Raw genomic sequence first — 18973 nt, forward strand, 5'->3', positions numbered from 1 at the left:
ACCCTACTTTTTCTGACCTTCAACGCCCTTCGGGATCGGCAATTACAGGATTTACTTTAAGGAGCCACCAAAGGTTTCGATAATCGTATGCGCACCGTCCAGACGACAGGCCCGCATGTCAAAATCATGGTAAAAGGTAAACCAACATTTTTTCTCACTATACTCTTTAAAATAGTCCAGCTTGCGCTCAATTACATCCAGGGGAAAATTGTCATAAGCCATTACCCAAAGCGGGTTAGTATGGTGGTGAGTGGGAAAAAGGTCACCCATATGGACCGCGCACCCCTCGCTCCCATCCATGGCAATAATCTGGTGTCCGCGTGTATGGCCGCCGCTTAACCTGACCGTTACCCCAGGTGTGATTTCCCGGTCACCGTCAACCAATTCAATTTTTCCACGCTGTTCAAGCTCGGCAAAGTTCACTGGAAAATACGTATGAGCAGCCCTGATATTGGGCGCACTAATATCTTCCCATTCCTTTTGCTGGAGAATATACTGTGCATTGGGGTAGGTAGGCTCGTAGGAGCCGTCATCCATGACCATGACCGCCCCTCCGGCGTGGTCGAAGTCGCCATGGGTGAAGATCACCGCATCAATATCTTCCCGCTGCATTCCCAATGCACGCAGCTCTTCAATCACTGCCCATTCCCGGGTAACCCGAAATATTTTTTTCTGTTTTTCGGTCAGCTTATTACCGAGTCCGGTATCAATAATTATGTTGGCATCCGGGGTTCGCACCAGCAAGGGGTTATTGATCAAATCAAAGTAATTCTCAGCATCAGGGGGACATTGCTTGCTCCATAGGATTTTGGGGACCGCACCGAACATGGCGCCCCCATCGAGCTGATTAAATCCGCCACAAAGCCAAGTAATACTTATTGACCCAAGGTCTAAAACCGGTGGTTGTGCCATGGTCCAGTCTCCATAAATCAAGGTTATAAAAACAAAATATTATGCGTACATTCTTCGAAAAAAACACATTGCTACACTCTCCTTCGCTTTCCCGGCTCAAGAAATACTTTTTCCCAACATCTGCTTGGTAGAGTAAATATAGGTGAGTGTGGCTATTCGAGGTTCAAGCAATCAGAAAACGGTCAAATTCAAGGATATGAGAGTGAAGAATATCCTGCAACATAACTGGAACGGACTCCCGTGAAATAGTATTATTCTGCAGGCTTTGCTTGATGATCAGCAGTTCTTTGGTTAACTGCTGGTGCTTGGCGAGATGCTGAGCTGTCATGTTGTAACCACGTTCTTTGGCAATCGTTTCTTCGTTGCTAAAATGCTGGAGAGTTACATCGATAATATTTTCCAGAAGCGTACTTTCCAGCTCACCCGGCTCACTGTCAAGTACGGAAAGCATGAAATCGATATTTGCATGCTCCTGATCGATGTCGATGTCGCCCACAGTATAAATCGAATACCACATAACGATTCCAGCCTTTGGCATGATAGTTATGAGTGTCCGTCCCTATACCATTACTATAGAGATAACGAACAAAATTTCAACCAACAGTCCAATAAATGGGGTATTATCTCTCCCAGCCGGAAAAAAACGCTGCATCAAAACGATGCCTCCTTCAGCATCTTGACAGCTATAGCTGTAAGGTGTATCTGTGGACAAAAAATAAGAACCTCAATCAGTTTCAGTTATGCAATCATGATCCTGCAAGAAGAAATACACCGTCTCAACCATTCAATCCAACAACAAATTATAGGCCAAGAAAAGCTGGTGGAACGACTCCTAATCGCTCTGCTTGCTGATGGGCACCTCTTGGTTGAAGGTGCACCGGGACTCGCCAAAACCAGAGCTGTTCGCGTACTCAGCCAGCGGTTGGAAGGCGATTTCCATCGAATTCAATTTACGCCGGATTTACTGCCCGCAGACTTGACAGGAACAGATATTTTCCGCCCCCAGGATGGATCGTTCTCCTTCCAAGAAGGCCCTCTCTTCCACAATCTTGTCCTGGCAGATGAAATTAATCGTGCCCCGGCAAAAGTACAGTCAGCACTGCTTGAAGCCATGGCTGAACGACAGATTACTGTAGGCTCCACCACCTACCGCCTGCCGCCGCTTTTCCTGGTCATGGCAACCCAAAACCCCATCGAGCAGGAAGGAACCTACCCACTGCCGGAAGCCCAGTTAGATCGTTTTCTGCTCCATATCACGGTTGACTACCCAGACATTGAATCCGGCCGTGCCATTCTCCAACTTGCCCGTGATGAGGCCAGATCAAACCGTCCTGCAAGGGAAACCCCTCCCATTGTTAGTCAACATTCAATTTTTGCAGCCCGGGATCAGGTCCTGAACACGCACATGACCGATTCTCTGGAAGAGTATATCCTCCAACTCATTCAGGCTACGCACAGCTCCACGACAGGTAGCCTCGAAACTGACCGTTGGATTCAATACGGAGCAAGCCCGAGGGGGGCCATTGCTCTGGATCGATGCAGTAGGGCCCTGGCCTGGCTGCGTGGCCGTGACTATGTAATCCCAGAGGACATTCAGGATATTGCCTGGGATGTGCTCCGCCACCGCATCCTGCTCACCTTTGAAGCAGAAGCAGAAGGCATAACACCGGATAAGGTTATAGCCCATATTCTCCAGCAGACACCCTTGCCATAGTACTCACCGGTCGAGCAATAACGGATATACGTCGAACATTCCATGTTGACACCTAGACTTAGAAAAACCGCACAACAACAGGAAACCGATTACGCCAATCCGGCATCACTGGTCATTGATGACCTTGTGGCTTACAAGCGCTTTGAAAAAATACTTCCCCTGCAGTCAGATACTATTCGTTCTTTGCAATCGGGAAGTTTTTTATCGCCCTTTCGTGGACGCGGTATGGAGTTTACTGAAGCACGTCCCTATCAGGCAGGCGACGACATCCGTCATCTTGATTGGCGCCTGACAGCACGAATCGGCAAGCCCCATTCCAAAGTGTTCCAGGAAGAAAGGGAAAGAAAAATTTTTCTCTGGGTAGACCTACATCCTGCTATGTTTTTTGCTACCAAGGGGGCTTTTAAGTCGGTGATTGCAGCCCATGCAGCAGCACTTGTTGCATGGAATGCGGCTCAACAGGGCAATCGCGTCGGCGGCATCATCACCTCACCCGACCATCACACTGAGGTCCGTCCCTTGCAAGGGAAAAGGGGCGTTCTCCATTTTTTTCAGCAGTTGGTCCAGCATCCGGCATGGCAGCACCCGAAAAAAGGCTCATTCAGCGCACCGGGCGACACGTTTCTACGCCTCAGACGGGTAGTCAAATCCGGGAGCCTTGTTTTTCTTTTCAGCGATATGCGCAACATCACCAGTGACGATGAAATGCAGCTTAGCCAAATAGCCAGACACAATGATATCGTCCTCTGCCATATTCACGATATCCTGGAAACCATGCTCCCCCCGGCAGGAAGATATAAGGTTACCGACGGTGACCGGACAACCATCATCGATACTGGCAACGCACCCTTTCGTCGCCAATATGCAGCTTCCTTTGCCCTGCGTAGTGAGTATCTGCGCGCTCTGTGCGTAAAGCAGGGATTACACCTGATTTCCCTCGCAACCAATGCCGATCTGGTGCAAACCATCCGTAATGGGCTAGGGAGGCATTAACCCGATGAGCACTCCTGCTTCACTCCAGTCTCTTGGGACTTCGCCACCACTTCCTTTGAAAGATTACCACCTTCCGCCTCCGGTCTCCTGGTGGCCACCGGCCGTAGGATGGTGGATGCTACTCCTGCTCGGGGCAGTCATCGTGGCTCTGCTGTACTTGCTTTATCGACACTACCGGAGACAGACATGGAGAAGGAACGCCTTCAAAGCACTTGAAAAAATCCAAAACAACTATCAGCAACAACCGGACAATCACGTTCTGGCCGCACAGGTTTCCATTTTTTTACGCAGAATATGCCTGACTCGCTTTCCCGGTAACAACGGCAGCTCTTTAACCGGCTCAGAATGGCTTCTGTTTCTTGATAGCTGTCCCGGTGAAAAAAAGAGTCATCTCAAATTGTTTCATACTCCTATGGGCGAACAACTCCTGGAAGCAGCCTACAACCCAAAGGCTGAGCTGGACGGAACAGCACTGCTCGATGTCTGCCGCCAGTGGCTCGTTGCGCTTCCTGCAAGACCATGGAGGAAGAATGCTGCAATTTGAATGGATTTGGATGTTGGCGGCACTGCCTTTTCCTTTTCTCATCCGCCGCTTCATGCCGTCTGCTGACTCTACCGAGGAGGCGGCTTTACAGGTGCCGTTTGCAGAAGACTTTTCCGTTTACGCCGACCGTAGTGGCAAGATTTTCAGCAACACATCTTTTTTCCTGCTGGCCGCATTTTTCTGGGTGCTGTTGCTCATCGCTGCCGCTCGGCCGGTATGGCTTGGGCCTCCCATTGAGATACAGGTCTCTGGTAGGAACCTTTTACTGGCTATTGACCTTTCCGGGTCTATGCAGACCGAAGATTTACAGCTCAGCAACCAGTATGTCACACGTCTTGAGGCAACCAAAAAAGTTGCCGGTGAATTTATTGAAAGACGGACAGGTGATCGTATCGGCCTGCTGCTCTTTGGCACCCAGCCTTACCTCCAAGCTCCACTGACCTTTGACAGGAAAACAGTACAAACCTTACTCAATGAAGCAGCAATAGGGCTTGCCGGAGAAAAAACAGCCATCGGAGACGCCATTGGTCTGGGGGTAAAACGGTTGCAGGAGTTGCCCGCAAAAAATAAAGTTATTATTCTCCTTACCGATGGAGCCAACACTGCAGGAACTGTCGATCCTGAAAAAGCTGCTGCATTTGCCAAGCAGGCCGGGATCACCATCTACACCATCGGTGTGGGAGCCGATGAAATGCTCGTTAACTCATTGTTTGGCAAACGACGGGTCAACCCATCGGCAGAGCTTGATGAAAAAACACTTTCCAGTATAGCAACCATCACGGATGGTCACTATTTTCGGGCAAAAGATACCAGTGAACTGGAAAAAATTTATGCATTGATTGATGATATGGAACCTGCACTGACCGGCAATCAGTTCTTCCGTCCCAAATCTGAATTATATGTGTGGCCACTGGGAGCTGCACTGTTGCTGGGCCCCTTACTGGTTCTTGCAAGAGGCCGCAGATGAACGAATTCCACTTCCTCCGTCCATGGTTTTTCAGCCTGCTTGTGCTCCTTATCCCTCTGATCAGGCATATTATAGTGCAGCAGGCGGCAAGCCGTGCATGGCAGCAATGGGTCGATCCCGCTCTGGCCCCCCATGTACTCAAAGGTTCCACCAGATCCAGCAAAAAAAGAACAACCATTGCGTTGGGACTTTTTTCCCTGATTGCCGTCACCGCCATGGCTGGGCCTGCATGGCGCCAAAAAGAACAACCTGTCTACAGAAGCATGGCCTCGCTTGTTTTGGTGCTGGACCTTTCCCAGTCCATGGATGCAGCTGATATAAAACCAACCAGACTCGAACGGGCAAAGCTGAAAATCCTTGATGTACTCAGACAACGACAGGATGGGCAGACAGGTCTCGTTGTCTACGCAGGCACCCCGTTTACAGTATGTCCTCTCACACCCGACATGGCAACCATTGCCATGCAGGTCAAGGCCATGGATTCCAGCCTCATACCGGCACAGGGGTCCCGTCCCGATCTGGCAGTGGCCAAAGCCGCGAACCTGATCAAACAGACTGGGGACAAAAAAGGAGACATTCTGCTCATAACCGACGGTCTGGGATCTGTTTCCCCGGAAAGTATTGCCGAAAAAGCTGGAAATTACCGTGTGTCCATCCTGGGTATGGGTACCATCAAAGGAGCACCGATCCCGCAAGCGCAAAAGGGGTTCCTTTATGACCGGGAAGGCAACATGGTACTGACCAGGCTCGAGCCCTCCCCTTTACAGCAGCTGGCAAAAATTACAGGTGGTCGTTATCACCGCCTCAGCAATGATGACAGCGATCTCATCGACCTGGTCGACCCACTGCAGGCTGACCATCGCATTGCAGCTGCCGATACAACCAGGCAACGTACTGTCCTTTATCAGGATGAAGGCTACTGGCTTATTCCCTTGTTGCTCCCCCTTGCCCTGCTGCTTTTCCGCAAAGGCATCCTCATTCTTCCATTTATTCTCGTTATTGGACACCCCCAGCAAGGAAGCGCTATTGAGTGGCATGATTTGTGGCGCAATAAAAACCAGCTGGCTACTGAACGACTCAACGAGAAATCACCGGCAGAGGCGGCCAAAATGTTTACTGATCCGAAATGGCAGGCTGCTGCTCATTACCAGGCTGAAGAATATGAAAAAGCTTTGCAGAAACTGCCGGAACCGAAGACCAGCGATGCCCACTATAATCAAGGTAATATTCTTGCCAAAATGGGGCGCTATGAAGAAGCCTTGGCAGCCTACCAAAAAGCGCTGGAAATGAATCCGAACAATGCTGACGCTAAGTACAACAAAGAGTTGTTAGAAAAAGCCCAGCAACAGCAGCAACAGCAGCAACAGCAGCAACAGCAGCAACAGCAGCAACAGCAGCAACAGCAGCAACAAAGCGAAAGCCAAGGGGCCGAAAAAGACAAGCCCCAAAATAGAGCAGAGCAGGAAAATAAAGAAGAAACCGGCAGCGCCTCAAATCAACAGAAAAACAACCACCAGCAACAGGACAAACCAGCTGAACAAAAGCAGGAACAACCACCTACCGCACCAAAAGAAAAAAATCCTGCAAAAGAAGAAGCTGAACAAGACCAACTCCACGCGCAGACTGATACAGATCACAACAAAGACGAGCAGCAAAGGCAACAGGAACAGTGGCTTCGCACTATACCTGATGATCCTGGAGGACTCTGGCGTCGAAAATTTCGCTACCAGTATCAACAACAACATCCGAAACAGCAAGAACAACAGTTATGGTGAACAGGTTATCTCTTTCCCTCTTCCTCCTTTTTCTGTCACTGTGCGTTTTTGACAACGCATTTGGCGGGCTAATCACTGCCCGTGTGGACAGAAATCCGATCGTCATTGATGAGTCAGTAACGTACCAGCTCATCATCAATGATCCATCTGGAAAAGAACCGGATTTTTCTCCCCTGAACAAGGATTTTGAAATCCTTGCCCAGGGCAGCAGCACCAACATGCAGATCATCAACGGCACAAGCAGTCGTTCCAAGCAGTACCAACTCAGCCTGATGGCCAAGAGAATAGGCAAGCTGACCATCCCCCCCATCGCAGTGGGCAAGGAACAAAGCAATGCAGTGGAACTGATTGTCACCACGGCTCAACCCTCCGGTACTACGGCAGGTAATCAGGATTTCTTTCTAGAAGTTCGCGCTACACCGGAAAAACCCTTTGTCCGGTCCCAGGTCCTGCTCACAGTTCGCCTCTATGTAGGGGCCTCCCTGGCAAGCGGCAGTCTTTCGGAACCAGAACCTGAAAATACCACCGTGCACAAACTTGGTGATGCTCGCGAGTACACCACCACCCGTAATGGACGCAATTACCGGGTCAATGAACGTCGCTATGCATTATTTCCCCAACAACCTGGGCAGCTGGTTATTCCACCACTCCTTTTCCATGGCCAGGTAGGGACACGTTCCACCTCTTTTTTCGATCCCTTTCCCAAGGCCGGAGCGACCAAAAGAATACGATCCAAGGAATTACGGCTGGAGGTTAAGCAAAAGCCTGCTCAAGCAACTCTGCCCTGGCTACCGAGCCAACAACTCACAGGAAAAATGGAACTTAACCAGACCACCGGTGAAATTCGGGCAGGAGAGCCAATCACCATCAACTTTGCCATCAACGCGGCAGGATTACCGGCAGCCAGATTGCCCGAGCCCAAATTGCCGCTAGACAAGACGGTTCGCCTTTATCCTGACCAGGCAAATTTTGAAAATACTCTCACTGACAGAGGTCTGACAGGGGTCCTGACTCAGAAAATCACATTGATTCCGTCTCAGGCAGGCGAAGTAACTCTCGCTCCTCAGCCAATTTCCTGGTGGAACACGACAACAAATACGCTGCAACAGCTCAGCTTTGAGCCTCTTACTCTCCAGGTCCTGCCGCCGATTGCACCGGTAAGGGCACCGATTGATTCGCCGGCACAGATAGCGACACCGATTTCTCCGGAAAAAGTCCCTGCAGCCGCTCCGCAACCATTCTGGACGAAAGGAGGAGGCTGGTTCTGGACCAGTATAGTACTTGCTTGTTGCTGGCTGCTTACCCTTATTGCCTGGTGGAAAAAAGGCACAGCCGAGCACAGCAGGGACTTCGATCAAGCCACTGACACAAACAACACAGCTGCCATACGTACCCTTGAAAAACAGCTCCACAAGGCATGTGCGGCAGGCGAAGCCGAAGCGGCCCGTAAGCTTCTCAACCAATTGACTACCAGCCAGGAAACCAGAGGGGCTTTACAGGATGCCGTTGCGCAACTCAATGCCTACCTTTATGGAGGCGCAGGGAATGGAAACCAGTGGGATGGAACTCTGCTCTGGCAGGCGTGGAAAAACCAACACAGGCAAAATGACAATACCACTACTTCCGTCCCATCGGATGGTTTGCGGCCCCTGTATCAAAATGGCTTGAAACAAGAAAATCGTTAAAACCAAACACCTAATAACGGGCTGCAGCCTGCTCATAAGCCTTTTTAATCTCTTCATTAAAACAGACAAAATAGACTGCAGAGATCGTGGTTTCCTGTTGAAGATGCCCATGGACCACATCATAGGCAATGGCACAGGCCTTTTCTACGGGAAAACCATACACCCCGCAACTGACAGCGGGAAAAGCTATTGAGCGCAGCTGGTACTGCTCGGCAAGAAGCAATGCATTACGATAACATGAAGCAAGCAGTGCTGGTTCATTGCTGCTTCCTCCTCGCCAGATCGGTCCGACAGTGTGGATAACATAACGCGCCGGCAGATTGAATCCAGGAGTTATCTTGGCCTCTCCCGTAGCGCAACCTCCAAGCGGAATGCACGCATCAAGTAACTCCGATCCAGCTGCGCGATGAATGGCACCGTCCACCCCCCCTCCACCGAGCAGGGAATTATTTGCAGCATTGACAATTGCATCCACTTCCATGGCGGTGATATCGCCGGTAACAATATTTATGGTCTCCATACACCCTCCATTCACGTAACGTTTCTTCTTTTTTCAAGCATTCACAAATTATAATAGCAATTTTAGGCCACCAAGCGTACACTTAGGTGCATTCGTTTTAGAACTCTGGCCTCTACATATGGATTTATCTGAAACAATTGCATCGAAGACACAATACTATTGCAGGTCTGTTGTATAGAACACCTCTTCACGAAGTAATCCTACCAACGAGTTCCCGTAGTATCTTTTGATCGCACAAACAATATGTTAGCAACTGCATCTCTGGTTGCCCGATGATATATAAATTCGATAACTGAACGAGTACAATGAACACAAACACCTATCGCGAGATTCCTTATAATTTCACCTCAGCAGATGACAGGCTGATTATCAAACACCTCTTTGGCCAAAACGTCTGGTCAGACCTGGAGGAGCTTCGCAGCCAACGGGTAACAGGCCGCTCAGCGCGTCTGGTCATGCGATTCATGGGAGATCTGTTCATTTTACGTCGTAACCCCTTTCTCTACCAGGAACTGATCGATTCCCGCAGCCGACGACTTCATTTTTTCAAAACCGCTGAAAAAGACCTTTCCATCATCAAAAACACTGCACAGCGAGTCGGAGTTGACTATAGCCGAAGCAACAAGGTCGTCAATCTGGTTAATCAATGTCTTGAAAGGCTGAAAAAGCTCAACAAAGAGATCAGCGGTGCAAAAGCCAGCCGTGAAAAAATCCAAAAAAAACTAGGTGCGATCATTGGCCGGGACAATGTCTGTTTTGACCCCTTTTCCCTGATGAGCCATGCCACAGATGCGACGGATTGGCGTCTGTATCTGCCGCTTGCGGTTCTTCGCCCTGATGCCGAAGAGCAGGTAGCACCCCTTTTAAAAACCATCGAAGACATGGGACTGCACGTTATCCCCAGAGGTGGCGGTACAGGGCTGACCGGCGGCAGTGTACCGGTGGGCGACAACTGCGTGATCATCAATACGGAAAAACTCAACCATATATCTCCCATAACCTACCGCAGCATTGCAGACGACAGTCAAGAAAAGGTACCTGTTATGCATCTTGAGGCAGGTGTGATCACCCAGGATGCCATGGCCTTTGCAGACAAAGAAGGGCTCGTTTTTGCTACTGATCCTACCAGTGCATGGGCTTCAACCATTGGCGGCAATATCTCTGAAAATGCAGGGGGAAAGACAGCGGTTCTATGGGGAACCGCCATTGATAACATCCTCTCCTATAATATCGCCATGCCGGGGGGAGAGTTGTTTACAGTACGGCGGATCAATCATCCTCTGCGTAAAATCCTGCCTGATGACACAGTCGTGTTCGACATCCACAACAGCAGGGGCCAGCAGGTTAAACGCATTGAGCTCGGTGGTGACGATATTCGTAAAAAAGGATTATGGAAGGATATTACCAACAAGGCGCTCAAAGGCTTACCAGGAGTACAAAAAGAGGGTACCGACGGGGTGATTACGTCAGCAGAATTTATCCTCTACAAGGCCTACGAAAAGAAAATGACCTTTTGCCTGGAATTCTTTGGCAAGGATATGGACGAGGCAAGCCGGGTTATTGTTGAAATTTCTGAGGAACTGACCAACCAGGGACAGGAAGCGCTCATGGCTCTGGAGCATTTTGACGACGAGTATATCAAGGCTATTAATTACAAGTTCAAAGCTGCTCGAAGTGAAAGCCCGAAAGCTGTACTGCTCATTGATATGGTTGCCCACACCGATGAACAGCTTGAAAACGGTCGATCACGTCTGGTTAAACTGCTAGAGCCTTTCGTCAACACAGAAATCTTTATTGCCAAAAATGCCGATGAGGCCGCCCGATTCTGGCGAGATCGCAAACAGCTCGGCGCAATCGCCGCCCGTACCAACGCCTTTAAGCTCAATGAAGATATAGTCCTTCCACTGCCGGCCCTGGCTGAATTTGCCCGCTATGTTGATGCGTACAACATAGAGGAAGACATTTACAACAAACAGCACTTTATTCATGAAACCCTTGCCTACCTTGAAACAGCAGACCCTATAGAGGATCCTGACTGGCTTGTGGCCAAGATGCCTAAGGCCGAGGAGCTGTGTCATCAGACCCTGGCAAAACTTGAGCAGCGTACTGAAGAATCAATCCGCAACCACGCTTACATCAACCAGCTCAAGGCAGACTTGCTTGAACTGTTCCGCGGATACAGCAGGGTTAGCTCCAACATTGAAAAAATTTATAAAAATGTTCGGACAAAACGAATAGTCATCGCCACCCATATGCATGCTGGTGACGGCAACGTACACGTCAATATACCGGTTTTTTCCAATGACCGCTTCATGATGAAACGCGCAGAAAAAACCGCTGAAGATATCATGGCCAAAGCCATGGAGCTCGACGGAGTCGTAAGCGGTGAACATGGTATCGGTATTACGAAAATGAAATTTCTCGATGATCAACGAGTAGAAGCCCTGAACCAATACAGGCAGGAAGTTGATCCCAAAGGAGTGATGAATCCTGGTAAGCTCAATGATCGGCAAATCATTGAAAAGGTCTTTACTCCATCGTTTAACCTGCTCGAACTTGAGGCGCGAATTCTGCAGCATGGGTCTCTGGAAACACTGGCATCCAAAATTTCCCGCTGTATCCGCTGCGGTAAATGTAAGGCAGATTGCTGTGTCTTTTTTCCCGGTACCAACCTTTATTTCCACCCGCGCAATAAAAACCTGGTCATTGGTGCCCTGATTGAAGCCCTGCTCTATGACATGCAGCGCTCGCGTTTTCCTCGCTTTAATCAACTCAAATACCTGGAAGAGATTGCAGACCACTGCACCATGTGCAGGAAATGTCTTGCACCCTGCCCAGTTGACATCGACACGGCTGAGGTTTCTATTTTAGAAAGGGAAATTTTGGGAAGCCTTGGCTATAAACACTCTCCACCGCAAACCAGGATGTCACTGTATTACCTGAAAAATAGAAATAAACTGTTTAATGCTGCCTTCCGCAAAACGGTTGTTCAATGGGGTGCTGCGGTTCAGCGCCAGGCTGTAACACTTATGAAAAAAGCCCCTGAATCCATTACAACCAAAAACTGGAAACCGCTGCAGCTGTTGCAGTCGCAGATGGCACCCGCTTCAAAAAAGACCCTGCACGATATCCTGCCGACCTGCACTAACAGTGAGACGCTCCTTATCCATCCGCCTGCGGCGAAAAGCGATAAAACTGTGTTTTATTTCCCAGGCTGTGGTTCTGAACGCCTCTATGCGGAAATTTCCATGGCCTCGGTCTATATTCTGCTCAAAAATAATATCAGGATCGTACTTCCTCCGCCTTTCCTCTGCTGCGGATTCCCGGCAAAAGTAAACGCAAAGAAAAAGATGCATGGTGAAATCAGCCTGCGTGACACTATTATTCTCAGCCAGATTAGAGACATGCTGGGCTACATCGTTTTTGATGCGTTTGTGGTCAGTTGCGGAACCTGTAGGGAAGCCTTAAACGAGATGGGGGTTGAGGATATTTTTGACTGTAAAATTAACGACATTTCCCGATTTGTGCTCGAAAAGGGAAATGCAGAAATCCCAACCAATGGTGCAGGCAGTTTCTTTTACCATACTCCGTGTCATGACTCCATGGAAGGAAGAGGAGTGGTAGCTATCCAGACTGCACTTGGCAGCCAGGTAACAGCAGTACCAAATTGTTGTTCCGAAGCCGGTACCATGGCTCTTTCCAGGCCTGACATTTCCAATGCGATGCTGCTCCGTAAACGGCAGGCTATCGAACATGCCCTGGAGAAGGAACAACCCACTGAAATCCTGACCAACTGCCCCTCGTGTATCTCCGGGTTAAGCAGAAATACCGCATCACTCAATCTGCAGCCCATACATTTCGCAGAAAAGCTGGCAAAGACAATTGGCGGCAGCTCCTGGCAAAAAGAGCTGCAGACCCTATTGGGTAATACGGAAATCGTTACCTTTTAGTAACGATGAAGCCGATCTCCGGAGAAACCATACTCCGGAGATTGTGCCCATATTACTCGGCGCCGGCTATGATGGGGCGGGAGGTACAAAACGCCCATGGGGCCATGTCGGTGTCGCAACGGCAACGCCAAGATTATACTTAATCAGCCTGTTACGCAACTCAAGCAATTGATTCACCAACGCTGCTTCAACTTGCGCATAGGCGGCCTCGTCAGCTATGCGCTTCACCACAATACCAAGTAATTCAGTGATTGCATTGCCCACCGAATTTTGACTGATGGTGACAATCAACCGTCCTTTATCATCCCGATAGATAAGCTGCTTATACGCAGGCTGCCAACGAATCTCATTGGCAAAGGCCGGATCTTCCAAAACCTGTAAACGCAGCATCCTGGCAGCCTGATGAAACTGATCACTGAAAAGCAAAATGTTGTCGATTTGTTTCGGAAAAGTGGCAGTGGCAGGTATTCTTGTATCTTCTGCAGCGACCAGCGCAAAAAAAACTCGATAAAAATCAAGGAATCCCTTGAGCACCATATCGTATTCGTGCCAAAATTTGCCCCTGCCAAGTGATGCAGCGCCGCCGACAACCTCCCAGCTTGGTAATCCCTGTGGGTAGCCGGTTATGCGCAACTTCCCCTCTTCCGGGGGGATGGGCCGCAATACTTCCAAGTCCAGCTCTGCAAAAAAGCGAAGATACACCTCACTGAGATATTGCAAAAACAATCCATTTTGGCCGCTGTCGGTCAAATTCGGGTTATCAGGTGCGGCATGGGGTGCGTTGGCCAGCATGGCATTTTCAAACACCATAAAATGGTTATGAATCATCCGCACACTAGGCACTCCTGGTTTATTCAACGGCCAGGTTGCATCCAAACTGGCCTCACCGCAAAACACGAGGTGCTCTGTTGGGTCAGGATACTTTTCCAACATATATTGGAAAACCACCTTGGTCATTCGGCTGAAAACAATATTTTCCTCCCGTGTAAGCTGATCGCGTCGGACCGGTCTACCCATGGGGTCGAGAACTTTTTGGGAAGTATCGAAAATAATGGAAGTATCAAAAAGATTGGAATGCCCGATGGCCTTACGATAGAGGAGAAAACCCTCTGGATTGCGCAGCAGTCCATTTTCCCTTGCTAAGTGACGCAGATTACAAGGACTGTTAAAAAATTCCGTTGGCGCAACATCTTTTGGGATATCCAACGGGATTCTACGATGGGGGACAATAAGTTCGCGGGGTGCACCTGTCGTCATATTCTCCTCACACGCTGTGTTTATGAAAAAGAGGCTGCAATGAGCACTGCTGGAAAATCGAAAGAAAGGAGATCTTAAAAAAGAGTACAAAACAGCCTGATGGGCGTCAATAGCTTTGCCGGCCTTCCTCGGATAATACAGGTTTCCCTGCTTTTTCTCATTATTTTCTTCAATCCTGCCCAGGATCGATTACAATTGGCAGTTCAACTCGTTACAGGAACTGCCAAGAAGAATACTTCAGGCAACAATATTTAGAGTAAAGGACAGGGATTCTTCAAAGCATATTATCTGCTCTGCCCGACCACATATTGGCACCATCCTGCCCCGATCAATACACTTGCCCTTTTTTTGGCTGCAAGCCTTCTTTTTTCATACCCCTCTCCGGCCTCCATGCGGCGCAGTGTACCGGCACCACCCATGGAACGCCTTTTCGGGGTAAACAAATGACAACATTTATCCCGGAGGAAGATATCTTTTATGCTTTCTCCTGCCATAACATGCAAAAAAAGGAATACGGCCTGGTCATTGACTGGATTGATCCTACAGGTACCCTCCGCGGACAAACAACTGACCACATCATCGTTTCTGAAAATACTACACAAATTGACAAAATCTATGCAGTAAAGTTACCGAAAAAAGGGCGCGTTTCCAGGATGCTCACCGGCTCACGCTATGGCGACGAGCTCTTCGGTACCTACCTGGACCTATCGTGTCCACCTCAACGGTACCTTGCTCAATAAAGGGCATTTTTCCATTCACTAAAAAAAAGGGAGAAGAATGAAAAATCTTGCACTCACAGTTTCAGCCATAGCCTTGTTATTACTCAATGGATGCAGTGACAGTAATGTTACCACCGAAGACATCATTCAAAATTGCGATATTATTTCAGGTACCTACAGCGGACATATAGCGATACCTCCTGTACAAGGAACCATGCGAGCGGAACAATTAACAACTTCATCATCAGTGATGGCTGCAGCTCGGAAATACAGGGTTTTATCCTCAGCGCCAATGGGCGTGTCACCCTGCTCAATGATAACAGTGGTGATTCCTTTAGCGTACGTGCTGACACTCCTCCCGGATCGACCTGTGGTGGCCTGACAGGCACCTGCAACAAAACCGGGACTAACGCCTATCACTGCACCTATACCTGGGACCAGGGAGGCGGCGGATCAATAGATGTCAGGCGCTAGCCCGAATTTATCATGAGTTTTTTTATTTTCGACTTAACCTTTTGATATTTATAGAAAATACGGTAGCGCTAAAAAAACAGCCTGTTTTTTCGTCGATAATCAAAAAACTCACCCTCCGGGTCAGCGGATTTTTCCGCAGACTCTTTGTTGCAGGCCATTTGCGGTAGCTTACTACAGCTGCGTGTCCTGCGCCTCGATCTGCGAAAAACTTCACTGATGAGAAATTCGGGCTGAGTAACAGCTAAATGATTTACAATGGTCGTTTGTGCTCAAAATCTGCACAAACGACCGTCTACCACACCTTATTTGGAGGAGTACAGTTTATAAAGAGCCTGGGTACCGTAGTCCTCACCACCAGCCTCGGCCAGTTTGACGTAGAGGCTTTTGGCAAGCTTCAAACCGGGAACATCGAGGCCCATGCTGTCGGCAGCCTCTATGGCGATAGCCATGTCCTTTATAAAATGCTTCACGTAAAAACCGGGGGCAAAATCCCCGGCTATGATCCGCGGTACAAGATTGGATAGGGACCAGCTCCCAGCAGCACCGCTTTCTATACTCTTGAGGACATTTTTTGGGTCAAGACCGGCTTTCTCTGCGTAAGCAAAGGCTTCACACACACCCATCATACCAGCGGCAATGGCTATCTGGTTGCACATTTTCGTGTGTTGTCCACTTCCAGCGCTTCCTTGGAGTACAATATTGGTTCCCATCAGCTGAAAGAGCGGCAAAACGGTATCAAACGTTTCCTGGTCACCGCCCACCATGATCGAAAGGCGCGCATCACGTGCCCCAATGTCTCCCCCTGAAACAGGAGCATCAAGCGCATGCACCTTCCTGGAAGTTGCTGCTTCAAATATTTTCATGGCCAGATCAGGGCGTGAGGTGGACATATCGACCACATATGTCCCAGGCTTCATATTCATCAGTAGCCCCTGTTCCCCGAAATACACGGCTTCTACATCCGGTGGAAAACCAAGCATGGTAAAAACAACATCGCATTTTTCAGCCAATGCCTTTACAGACTCTGCCCAAACAGCTCCAGCTGCGACCAAATCATCTGCACTTTTTTTAGTGCGGGTATAGATGTGGAGCGGATACCCGGTACCAAGTAGGTGCCCGGCCATACTCTTACCCATCACTCCGATGCCAACAAAACCTATTGTCGTCTTTTCCTTGCTCAATTTCATATGTTGCTCCAGATAATTGGACTATAAACGCTTTCCTAAACTCACCACATCATCACATTGATAACCAAGTATTCTATAAAAATCCAGCACCTTGATATTGCTGCTTCTCACCTGTACATTCACCTCAGAGTTATCTTGGCGTTGATATGAGCGAATAACGATGACTCACCCTTATGCCCTGCTGGTCCTTCCCGGTCCAGCCGGAAGAGTTGCCAGAAAAAGCCTGGATAATGGGACAAGAAAAACAACAAACATAAACGCTAACAAAGCAAAAGTAGGACGCAACCCGTAATTGTCTGCAGCCAGACCGACCAGTGGCCCCGTGAGCACAAACAAAAAACGGAAAACCAGACTATGCAGAGAAAGGATACTGGCACGGTTTCGGCGACTGCCGGCATGTTGCAGATGATTACGCATTATTGGGCCCTGCAATCCGCGCATGGCTGTCAGCACGTAGTAAAAAAGAAAACTCCACACCCCTGTCAGCATACTGAGTCCGCCATACCCGACTAAAACCAGCAACACAAAAAGAGCGATCAGCCACCTGTCCCCCAGCACAAAGCGCAAGCGATGACTGATAAGGGAACAGCAGGCCACTGTCATGTTGGCACCAGCCCATGCAGGTCCGAACCAAGCTACAGGTACCCCGCTCTCCTGCATATAGGGTTGGATAAGCCAAACTGTATAAAAAGAAGCAAGCCCCAGCACAGCACCGAAAATGATGGTTGCCCGCACATGGCGGTTTTCCCGCAGCGCGTATCGACAGGTTTTGAGCGCCTCTGCAAGATGGGAATGGATGTGCGTTTCTCCTTCCACAGCAGGCTCTTTCATGCTCAAGCACAGCAGGAGTGCAACAAACCACACAGCTATTTGGCCGACAAAAGGGAAAAGCGGCCAGGCTGCATACATCACTCCGGCAAAGAGCGCTCCCGCAGCCTCACCGGTCTGAGCAAAGCCGGTCATACGTCCATCAAACCGGGCATAGCCGTCTTCCTGTTGCTGACTACGCAGGGTCTCAAACAGTAAGGCACTGTCTGATCCGCTGATGAATGCCCAGGCACATCCCAAAATAATTTCGGCCAACAGGACGTGCACAAAGGTATCGGCAAAAAGATAGTACGTCCACCCAATGATGGCCAGCATCGAAGCCATTATCAATGCGACCCGGTACCCTAAACGATCACTGATATACCCGGAAGGATACTCAAACAGGACACTGGTCCCGGAAAATATTGCCTGCAACAATAAAATGTCAGCCAGAGAAAGACCAATCTGATCCTTCCAGAATAGGGTAATAATCGCCATGGGAAAAAGGGTCATCTTGAGAAAGGAAAAACAATACAACTTGCTGACATTTCCTTTCACCGACCTATTCTGTACGTTCATTTGCCTCGAATCTTTTTTGGAGGGTGAATCAAAGCAAAGAGAGGAGCCACTTAATGACAAGCCCAACAGAACGAAGCAGCAGGATAACCACACGCTTTGCATAGCCAAACACGGTACGCGTCACAGAATCATGTTCTTTGTCTTCTTTCCCATATTTGAGCAAGGCGTCAATCCTAGCTTCCGGTGCGGGATGACTGGAAAAAAAGGTATGCCGGCCGGGTAATGCTGCCAACTTTTGAAGGGCCGAAACAGCTGCGCCCGTATCATACCCCTTATCAGTAAGCAGCTTCACGCCGTACCGGTCGGCCTCACGTTCCTCGTGCTGGGAATATTGGGCTGAGGTGAGCTGTTCAACCAAACCACCTACCATTGACCCGGCAAGCTGACCGATCTCATTCTGTTGGGACGCGAGTCCCTTTCTCAGGGCACTTGCCGCATAGGCAAGCACCATTTTTTCCCTGGAGTGCTTTTTGATTACATGCCCCATCTCATGGCCGATCACAAACAAAAGTTCCTGATCATTCATCAGCTCCATTAAGCCGCTGTATATTCTTATACTTCCGTCTGCCATGGCAAAGGCATTGATATCCTTGGCCAGATAGACTTTAACATTGAAGTCTGTTTGATCAGTCGCAGAGATTCCCTTGAGTAACCGCCTTATGCGTTGATCATAGTCACTCTGTTGCGGGGCAATCTGGTGTTTACTGTCTGCCGTATATGCGGCCTGACGAGCAAGGCTGTTTACCTGCTTATCGGATAAAGTGATTGCAGTCACTGCATCTGTCACTGCTCCGGTCACCATAAACAGGTTGGTATCCTCGCATGCACAGAGCGACAGGCTTAAAAGTATGGGTAACAAATATCGAATCATTTTTGTTTTTGGCTGGTTT

At 49.0% G+C, this 18973-nt stretch carries 17 protein-coding genes; 9 read left to right on the forward strand and 8 right to left on the reverse strand.

Features of this window, described 5'->3' with window-relative positions:
• Nucleotides 1-51 precede the first annotated feature (51 nt).
• Nucleotides 52-912, reverse strand: a complete 861-nt coding sequence (locus tag ACHZCY_RS10290; RefSeq protein WP_205223368.1) for an MBL fold metallo-hydrolase — start codon at nt 910-912, stop codon at nt 52-54.
• A gap of 163 nt (nt 913-1075) precedes the next feature.
• The gene (locus tag ACHZCY_RS10295; RefSeq protein ID WP_319548839.1) at nt 1076-1429 is read right to left on the reverse strand and encodes a hemerythrin domain-containing protein; all 354 of its coding nucleotides are present in this window, start codon (nt 1427-1429) and stop codon (nt 1076-1078) included.
• 231 nt (nt 1430-1660) lie between these two features.
• Between ACHZCY_RS10295 and ACHZCY_RS10300 the strand changes: the two genes are divergently transcribed.
• From ACHZCY_RS10300 to ACHZCY_RS10325, 6 genes are read left to right on the forward strand one after another with little or no spacing between them, the layout of a single operon-like run.
• Entirely contained in the window at nt 1661-2626 is a 966-nt protein-coding gene (locus tag ACHZCY_RS10300; RefSeq protein ID WP_319548840.1) for an AAA family ATPase, read from the forward strand.
• Between the two features lie 42 nt (nt 2627-2668).
• Nucleotides 2669-3619: a DUF58 domain-containing protein gene (locus tag ACHZCY_RS10305; RefSeq protein WP_319548841.1), complete on the forward strand. Its 951-nt coding sequence runs from the start codon at nt 2669-2671 to the stop codon at nt 3617-3619.
• Nucleotides 3620-3623: 4 nt separating this feature from the next.
• On the forward strand, nt 3624-4163 hold the full coding sequence (locus ACHZCY_RS10310; RefSeq protein WP_319548842.1) for a DUF4381 domain-containing protein: 540 nt from the start codon (nt 3624-3626) through the stop codon (nt 4161-4163).
• The gene (locus ACHZCY_RS10315) at nt 4150-5130 is read left to right on the forward strand and encodes a vWA domain-containing protein (RefSeq protein ID WP_319548843.1); all 981 of its coding nucleotides are present in this window, start codon (nt 4150-4152) and stop codon (nt 5128-5130) included. Before ACHZCY_RS10310 ends, ACHZCY_RS10315 begins: the two co-directional genes overlap by 14 nt.
• Complete coding sequence (locus tag ACHZCY_RS10320; protein ID WP_319548844.1) at nt 5127-6905, forward strand: VWA domain-containing protein; 1779 nt, start codon at nt 5127-5129, stop codon at nt 6903-6905. Before ACHZCY_RS10315 ends, ACHZCY_RS10320 begins: the two co-directional genes overlap by 4 nt.
• A complete protein-coding gene (locus ACHZCY_RS10325) occupies nt 6899-8590 on the forward strand; it encodes a BatD family protein (protein ID WP_319548845.1) in 1692 nt (563 codons plus the stop codon). The genes ACHZCY_RS10320 and ACHZCY_RS10325 overlap by 7 nt, the downstream gene beginning before the upstream one ends.
• Before the next feature lie 10 nt (nt 8591-8600).
• Here the strand turns inward: ACHZCY_RS10325 and ACHZCY_RS10330 are convergent, their stop codons facing one another.
• The gene (locus ACHZCY_RS10330; RefSeq protein ID WP_319548846.1) at nt 8601-9110 is read right to left on the reverse strand and encodes an O-acetyl-ADP-ribose deacetylase; all 510 of its coding nucleotides are present in this window, start codon (nt 9108-9110) and stop codon (nt 8601-8603) included.
• A gap of 305 nt (nt 9111-9415) precedes the next feature.
• On the opposite strand from ACHZCY_RS10330, the gene ACHZCY_RS10335 reads away from it, so the two are divergent.
• Entirely contained in the window at nt 9416-13060 is a 3645-nt protein-coding gene (locus ACHZCY_RS10335) for a DUF3683 domain-containing protein (protein ID WP_319548847.1), read from the forward strand.
• 66 nt (nt 13061-13126) lie between these two features.
• Here ACHZCY_RS10335 and ACHZCY_RS10340 read toward each other — a convergent pair whose 3' ends face one another.
• Nucleotides 13127-14317, reverse strand: a complete 1191-nt coding sequence (locus tag ACHZCY_RS10340; protein ID WP_319548848.1) for a hypothetical protein — start codon at nt 14315-14317, stop codon at nt 13127-13129.
• Nucleotides 14318-14601: 284 nt separating this feature from the next.
• Nucleotides 14602-14736, reverse strand: a complete 135-nt coding sequence (locus tag ACHZCY_RS10345) for a hypothetical protein (protein ID WP_319548849.1) — start codon at nt 14734-14736, stop codon at nt 14602-14604.
• A 24-nt stretch (nt 14737-14760) separates the two neighbouring features.
• Between ACHZCY_RS10345 and ACHZCY_RS10350 the strand changes: the two genes are divergently transcribed.
• Together ACHZCY_RS10350 and ACHZCY_RS10355 are read left to right on the forward strand one after the other, a co-directional pair.
• On the forward strand, nt 14761-15057 hold the full coding sequence (locus ACHZCY_RS10350) for a hypothetical protein (protein WP_319548850.1): 297 nt from the start codon (nt 14761-14763) through the stop codon (nt 15055-15057).
• A 37-nt stretch (nt 15058-15094) separates the two neighbouring features.
• Nucleotides 15095-15418, forward strand: coding sequence for a hypothetical protein (locus tag ACHZCY_RS10355; RefSeq protein ID WP_319548851.1), 324 nt, complete (start codon nt 15095-15097; stop codon nt 15416-15418).
• A gap of 394 nt (nt 15419-15812) precedes the next feature.
• Here ACHZCY_RS10355 and ACHZCY_RS10360 read toward each other — a convergent pair whose 3' ends face one another.
• From ACHZCY_RS10360 to ACHZCY_RS10370, 3 genes are all read right to left on the reverse strand, one after another.
• Entirely contained in the window at nt 15813-16697 is an 885-nt protein-coding gene (locus ACHZCY_RS10360) for an NAD(P)-dependent oxidoreductase (RefSeq protein ID WP_205223355.1), read from the reverse strand.
• Between the two features lie 171 nt (nt 16698-16868).
• Nucleotides 16869-18083 (reverse strand): MFS transporter, encoded by a 1215-nt coding sequence (locus ACHZCY_RS10365; protein ID WP_319548852.1) that lies wholly within the window; start codon nt 18081-18083, stop codon nt 16869-16871.
• 28 nt (nt 18084-18111) lie between these two features.
• Nucleotides 18112-18954, reverse strand: coding sequence for a M48 family metalloprotease (locus ACHZCY_RS10370; RefSeq protein WP_205223353.1), 843 nt, complete (start codon nt 18952-18954; stop codon nt 18112-18114).
• Between the last annotated feature and the right edge of the window lie 19 nt (nt 18955-18973).

This window comes from Desulfogranum marinum, from assembly GCF_963675105.2.
Taxonomy (GTDB): domain Bacteria; phylum Desulfobacterota; class Desulfobulbia; order Desulfobulbales; family Desulfobulbaceae; genus Desulfogranum; species Desulfogranum marinum.

Bases quoted from the DNA above. Each gene is read 5' to 3' on its own strand.
- ACHZCY_RS10325 (WP_319548845.1), top strand. From the start codon at position 6,899: ATGGTGAACAGGTTATCTCTTTCCCTCTTCCTCCTTTTTCTGTCACTG.
- ACHZCY_RS10295 (WP_319548839.1), bottom strand. From the start codon at position 1,429: ATGTGGTATTCGATTTATACTGTGGGCGACATCGACATCGATCAGGAG.
- ACHZCY_RS10370 (WP_205223353.1), bottom strand. From the start codon at position 18,954: ATGATTCGATATTTGTTACCCATACTTTTAAGCCTGTCGCTCTGTGCA.
- ACHZCY_RS10360 (WP_205223355.1), bottom strand. From the start codon at position 16,697: ATGAAATTGAGCAAGGAAAAGACGACAATAGGTTTTGTTGGCATCGGA.
- ACHZCY_RS10290 (WP_205223368.1), bottom strand. From the start codon at position 912: ATGGCACAACCACCGGTTTTAGACCTTGGGTCAATAAGTATTACTTGG.
- ACHZCY_RS10330 (WP_319548846.1), bottom strand. From the start codon at position 9,110: ATGGAGACCATAAATATTGTTACCGGCGATATCACCGCCATGGAAGTG.
- ACHZCY_RS10320 (WP_319548844.1), top strand. From the start codon at position 5,127: ATGAACGAATTCCACTTCCTCCGTCCATGGTTTTTCAGCCTGCTTGTG.
- ACHZCY_RS10350 (WP_319548850.1), top strand. From the start codon at position 14,761: ATGACAACATTTATCCCGGAGGAAGATATCTTTTATGCTTTCTCCTGC.
- ACHZCY_RS10335 (WP_319548847.1), top strand. From the start codon at position 9,416: ATGAACACAAACACCTATCGCGAGATTCCTTATAATTTCACCTCAGCA.
- ACHZCY_RS10345 (WP_319548849.1), bottom strand. From the start codon at position 14,736: ATGGGTGGTGCCGGTACACTGCGCCGCATGGAGGCCGGAGAGGGGTAT.
- ACHZCY_RS10310 (WP_319548842.1), top strand. From the start codon at position 3,624: ATGAGCACTCCTGCTTCACTCCAGTCTCTTGGGACTTCGCCACCACTT.
- ACHZCY_RS10305 (WP_319548841.1), top strand. From the start codon at position 2,669: ATGTTGACACCTAGACTTAGAAAAACCGCACAACAACAGGAAACCGAT.
- ACHZCY_RS10315 (WP_319548843.1), top strand. From the start codon at position 4,150: ATGCTGCAATTTGAATGGATTTGGATGTTGGCGGCACTGCCTTTTCCT.
- ACHZCY_RS10355 (WP_319548851.1), top strand. From the start codon at position 15,095: ATGAAAAATCTTGCACTCACAGTTTCAGCCATAGCCTTGTTATTACTC.
- ACHZCY_RS10365 (WP_319548852.1), bottom strand. From the start codon at position 18,083: ATGAACGTACAGAATAGGTCGGTGAAAGGAAATGTCAGCAAGTTGTAT.
- ACHZCY_RS10340 (WP_319548848.1), bottom strand. From the start codon at position 14,317: ATGACGACAGGTGCACCCCGCGAACTTATTGTCCCCCATCGTAGAATC.
- ACHZCY_RS10300 (WP_319548840.1), top strand. From the start codon at position 1,661: ATGATCCTGCAAGAAGAAATACACCGTCTCAACCATTCAATCCAACAA.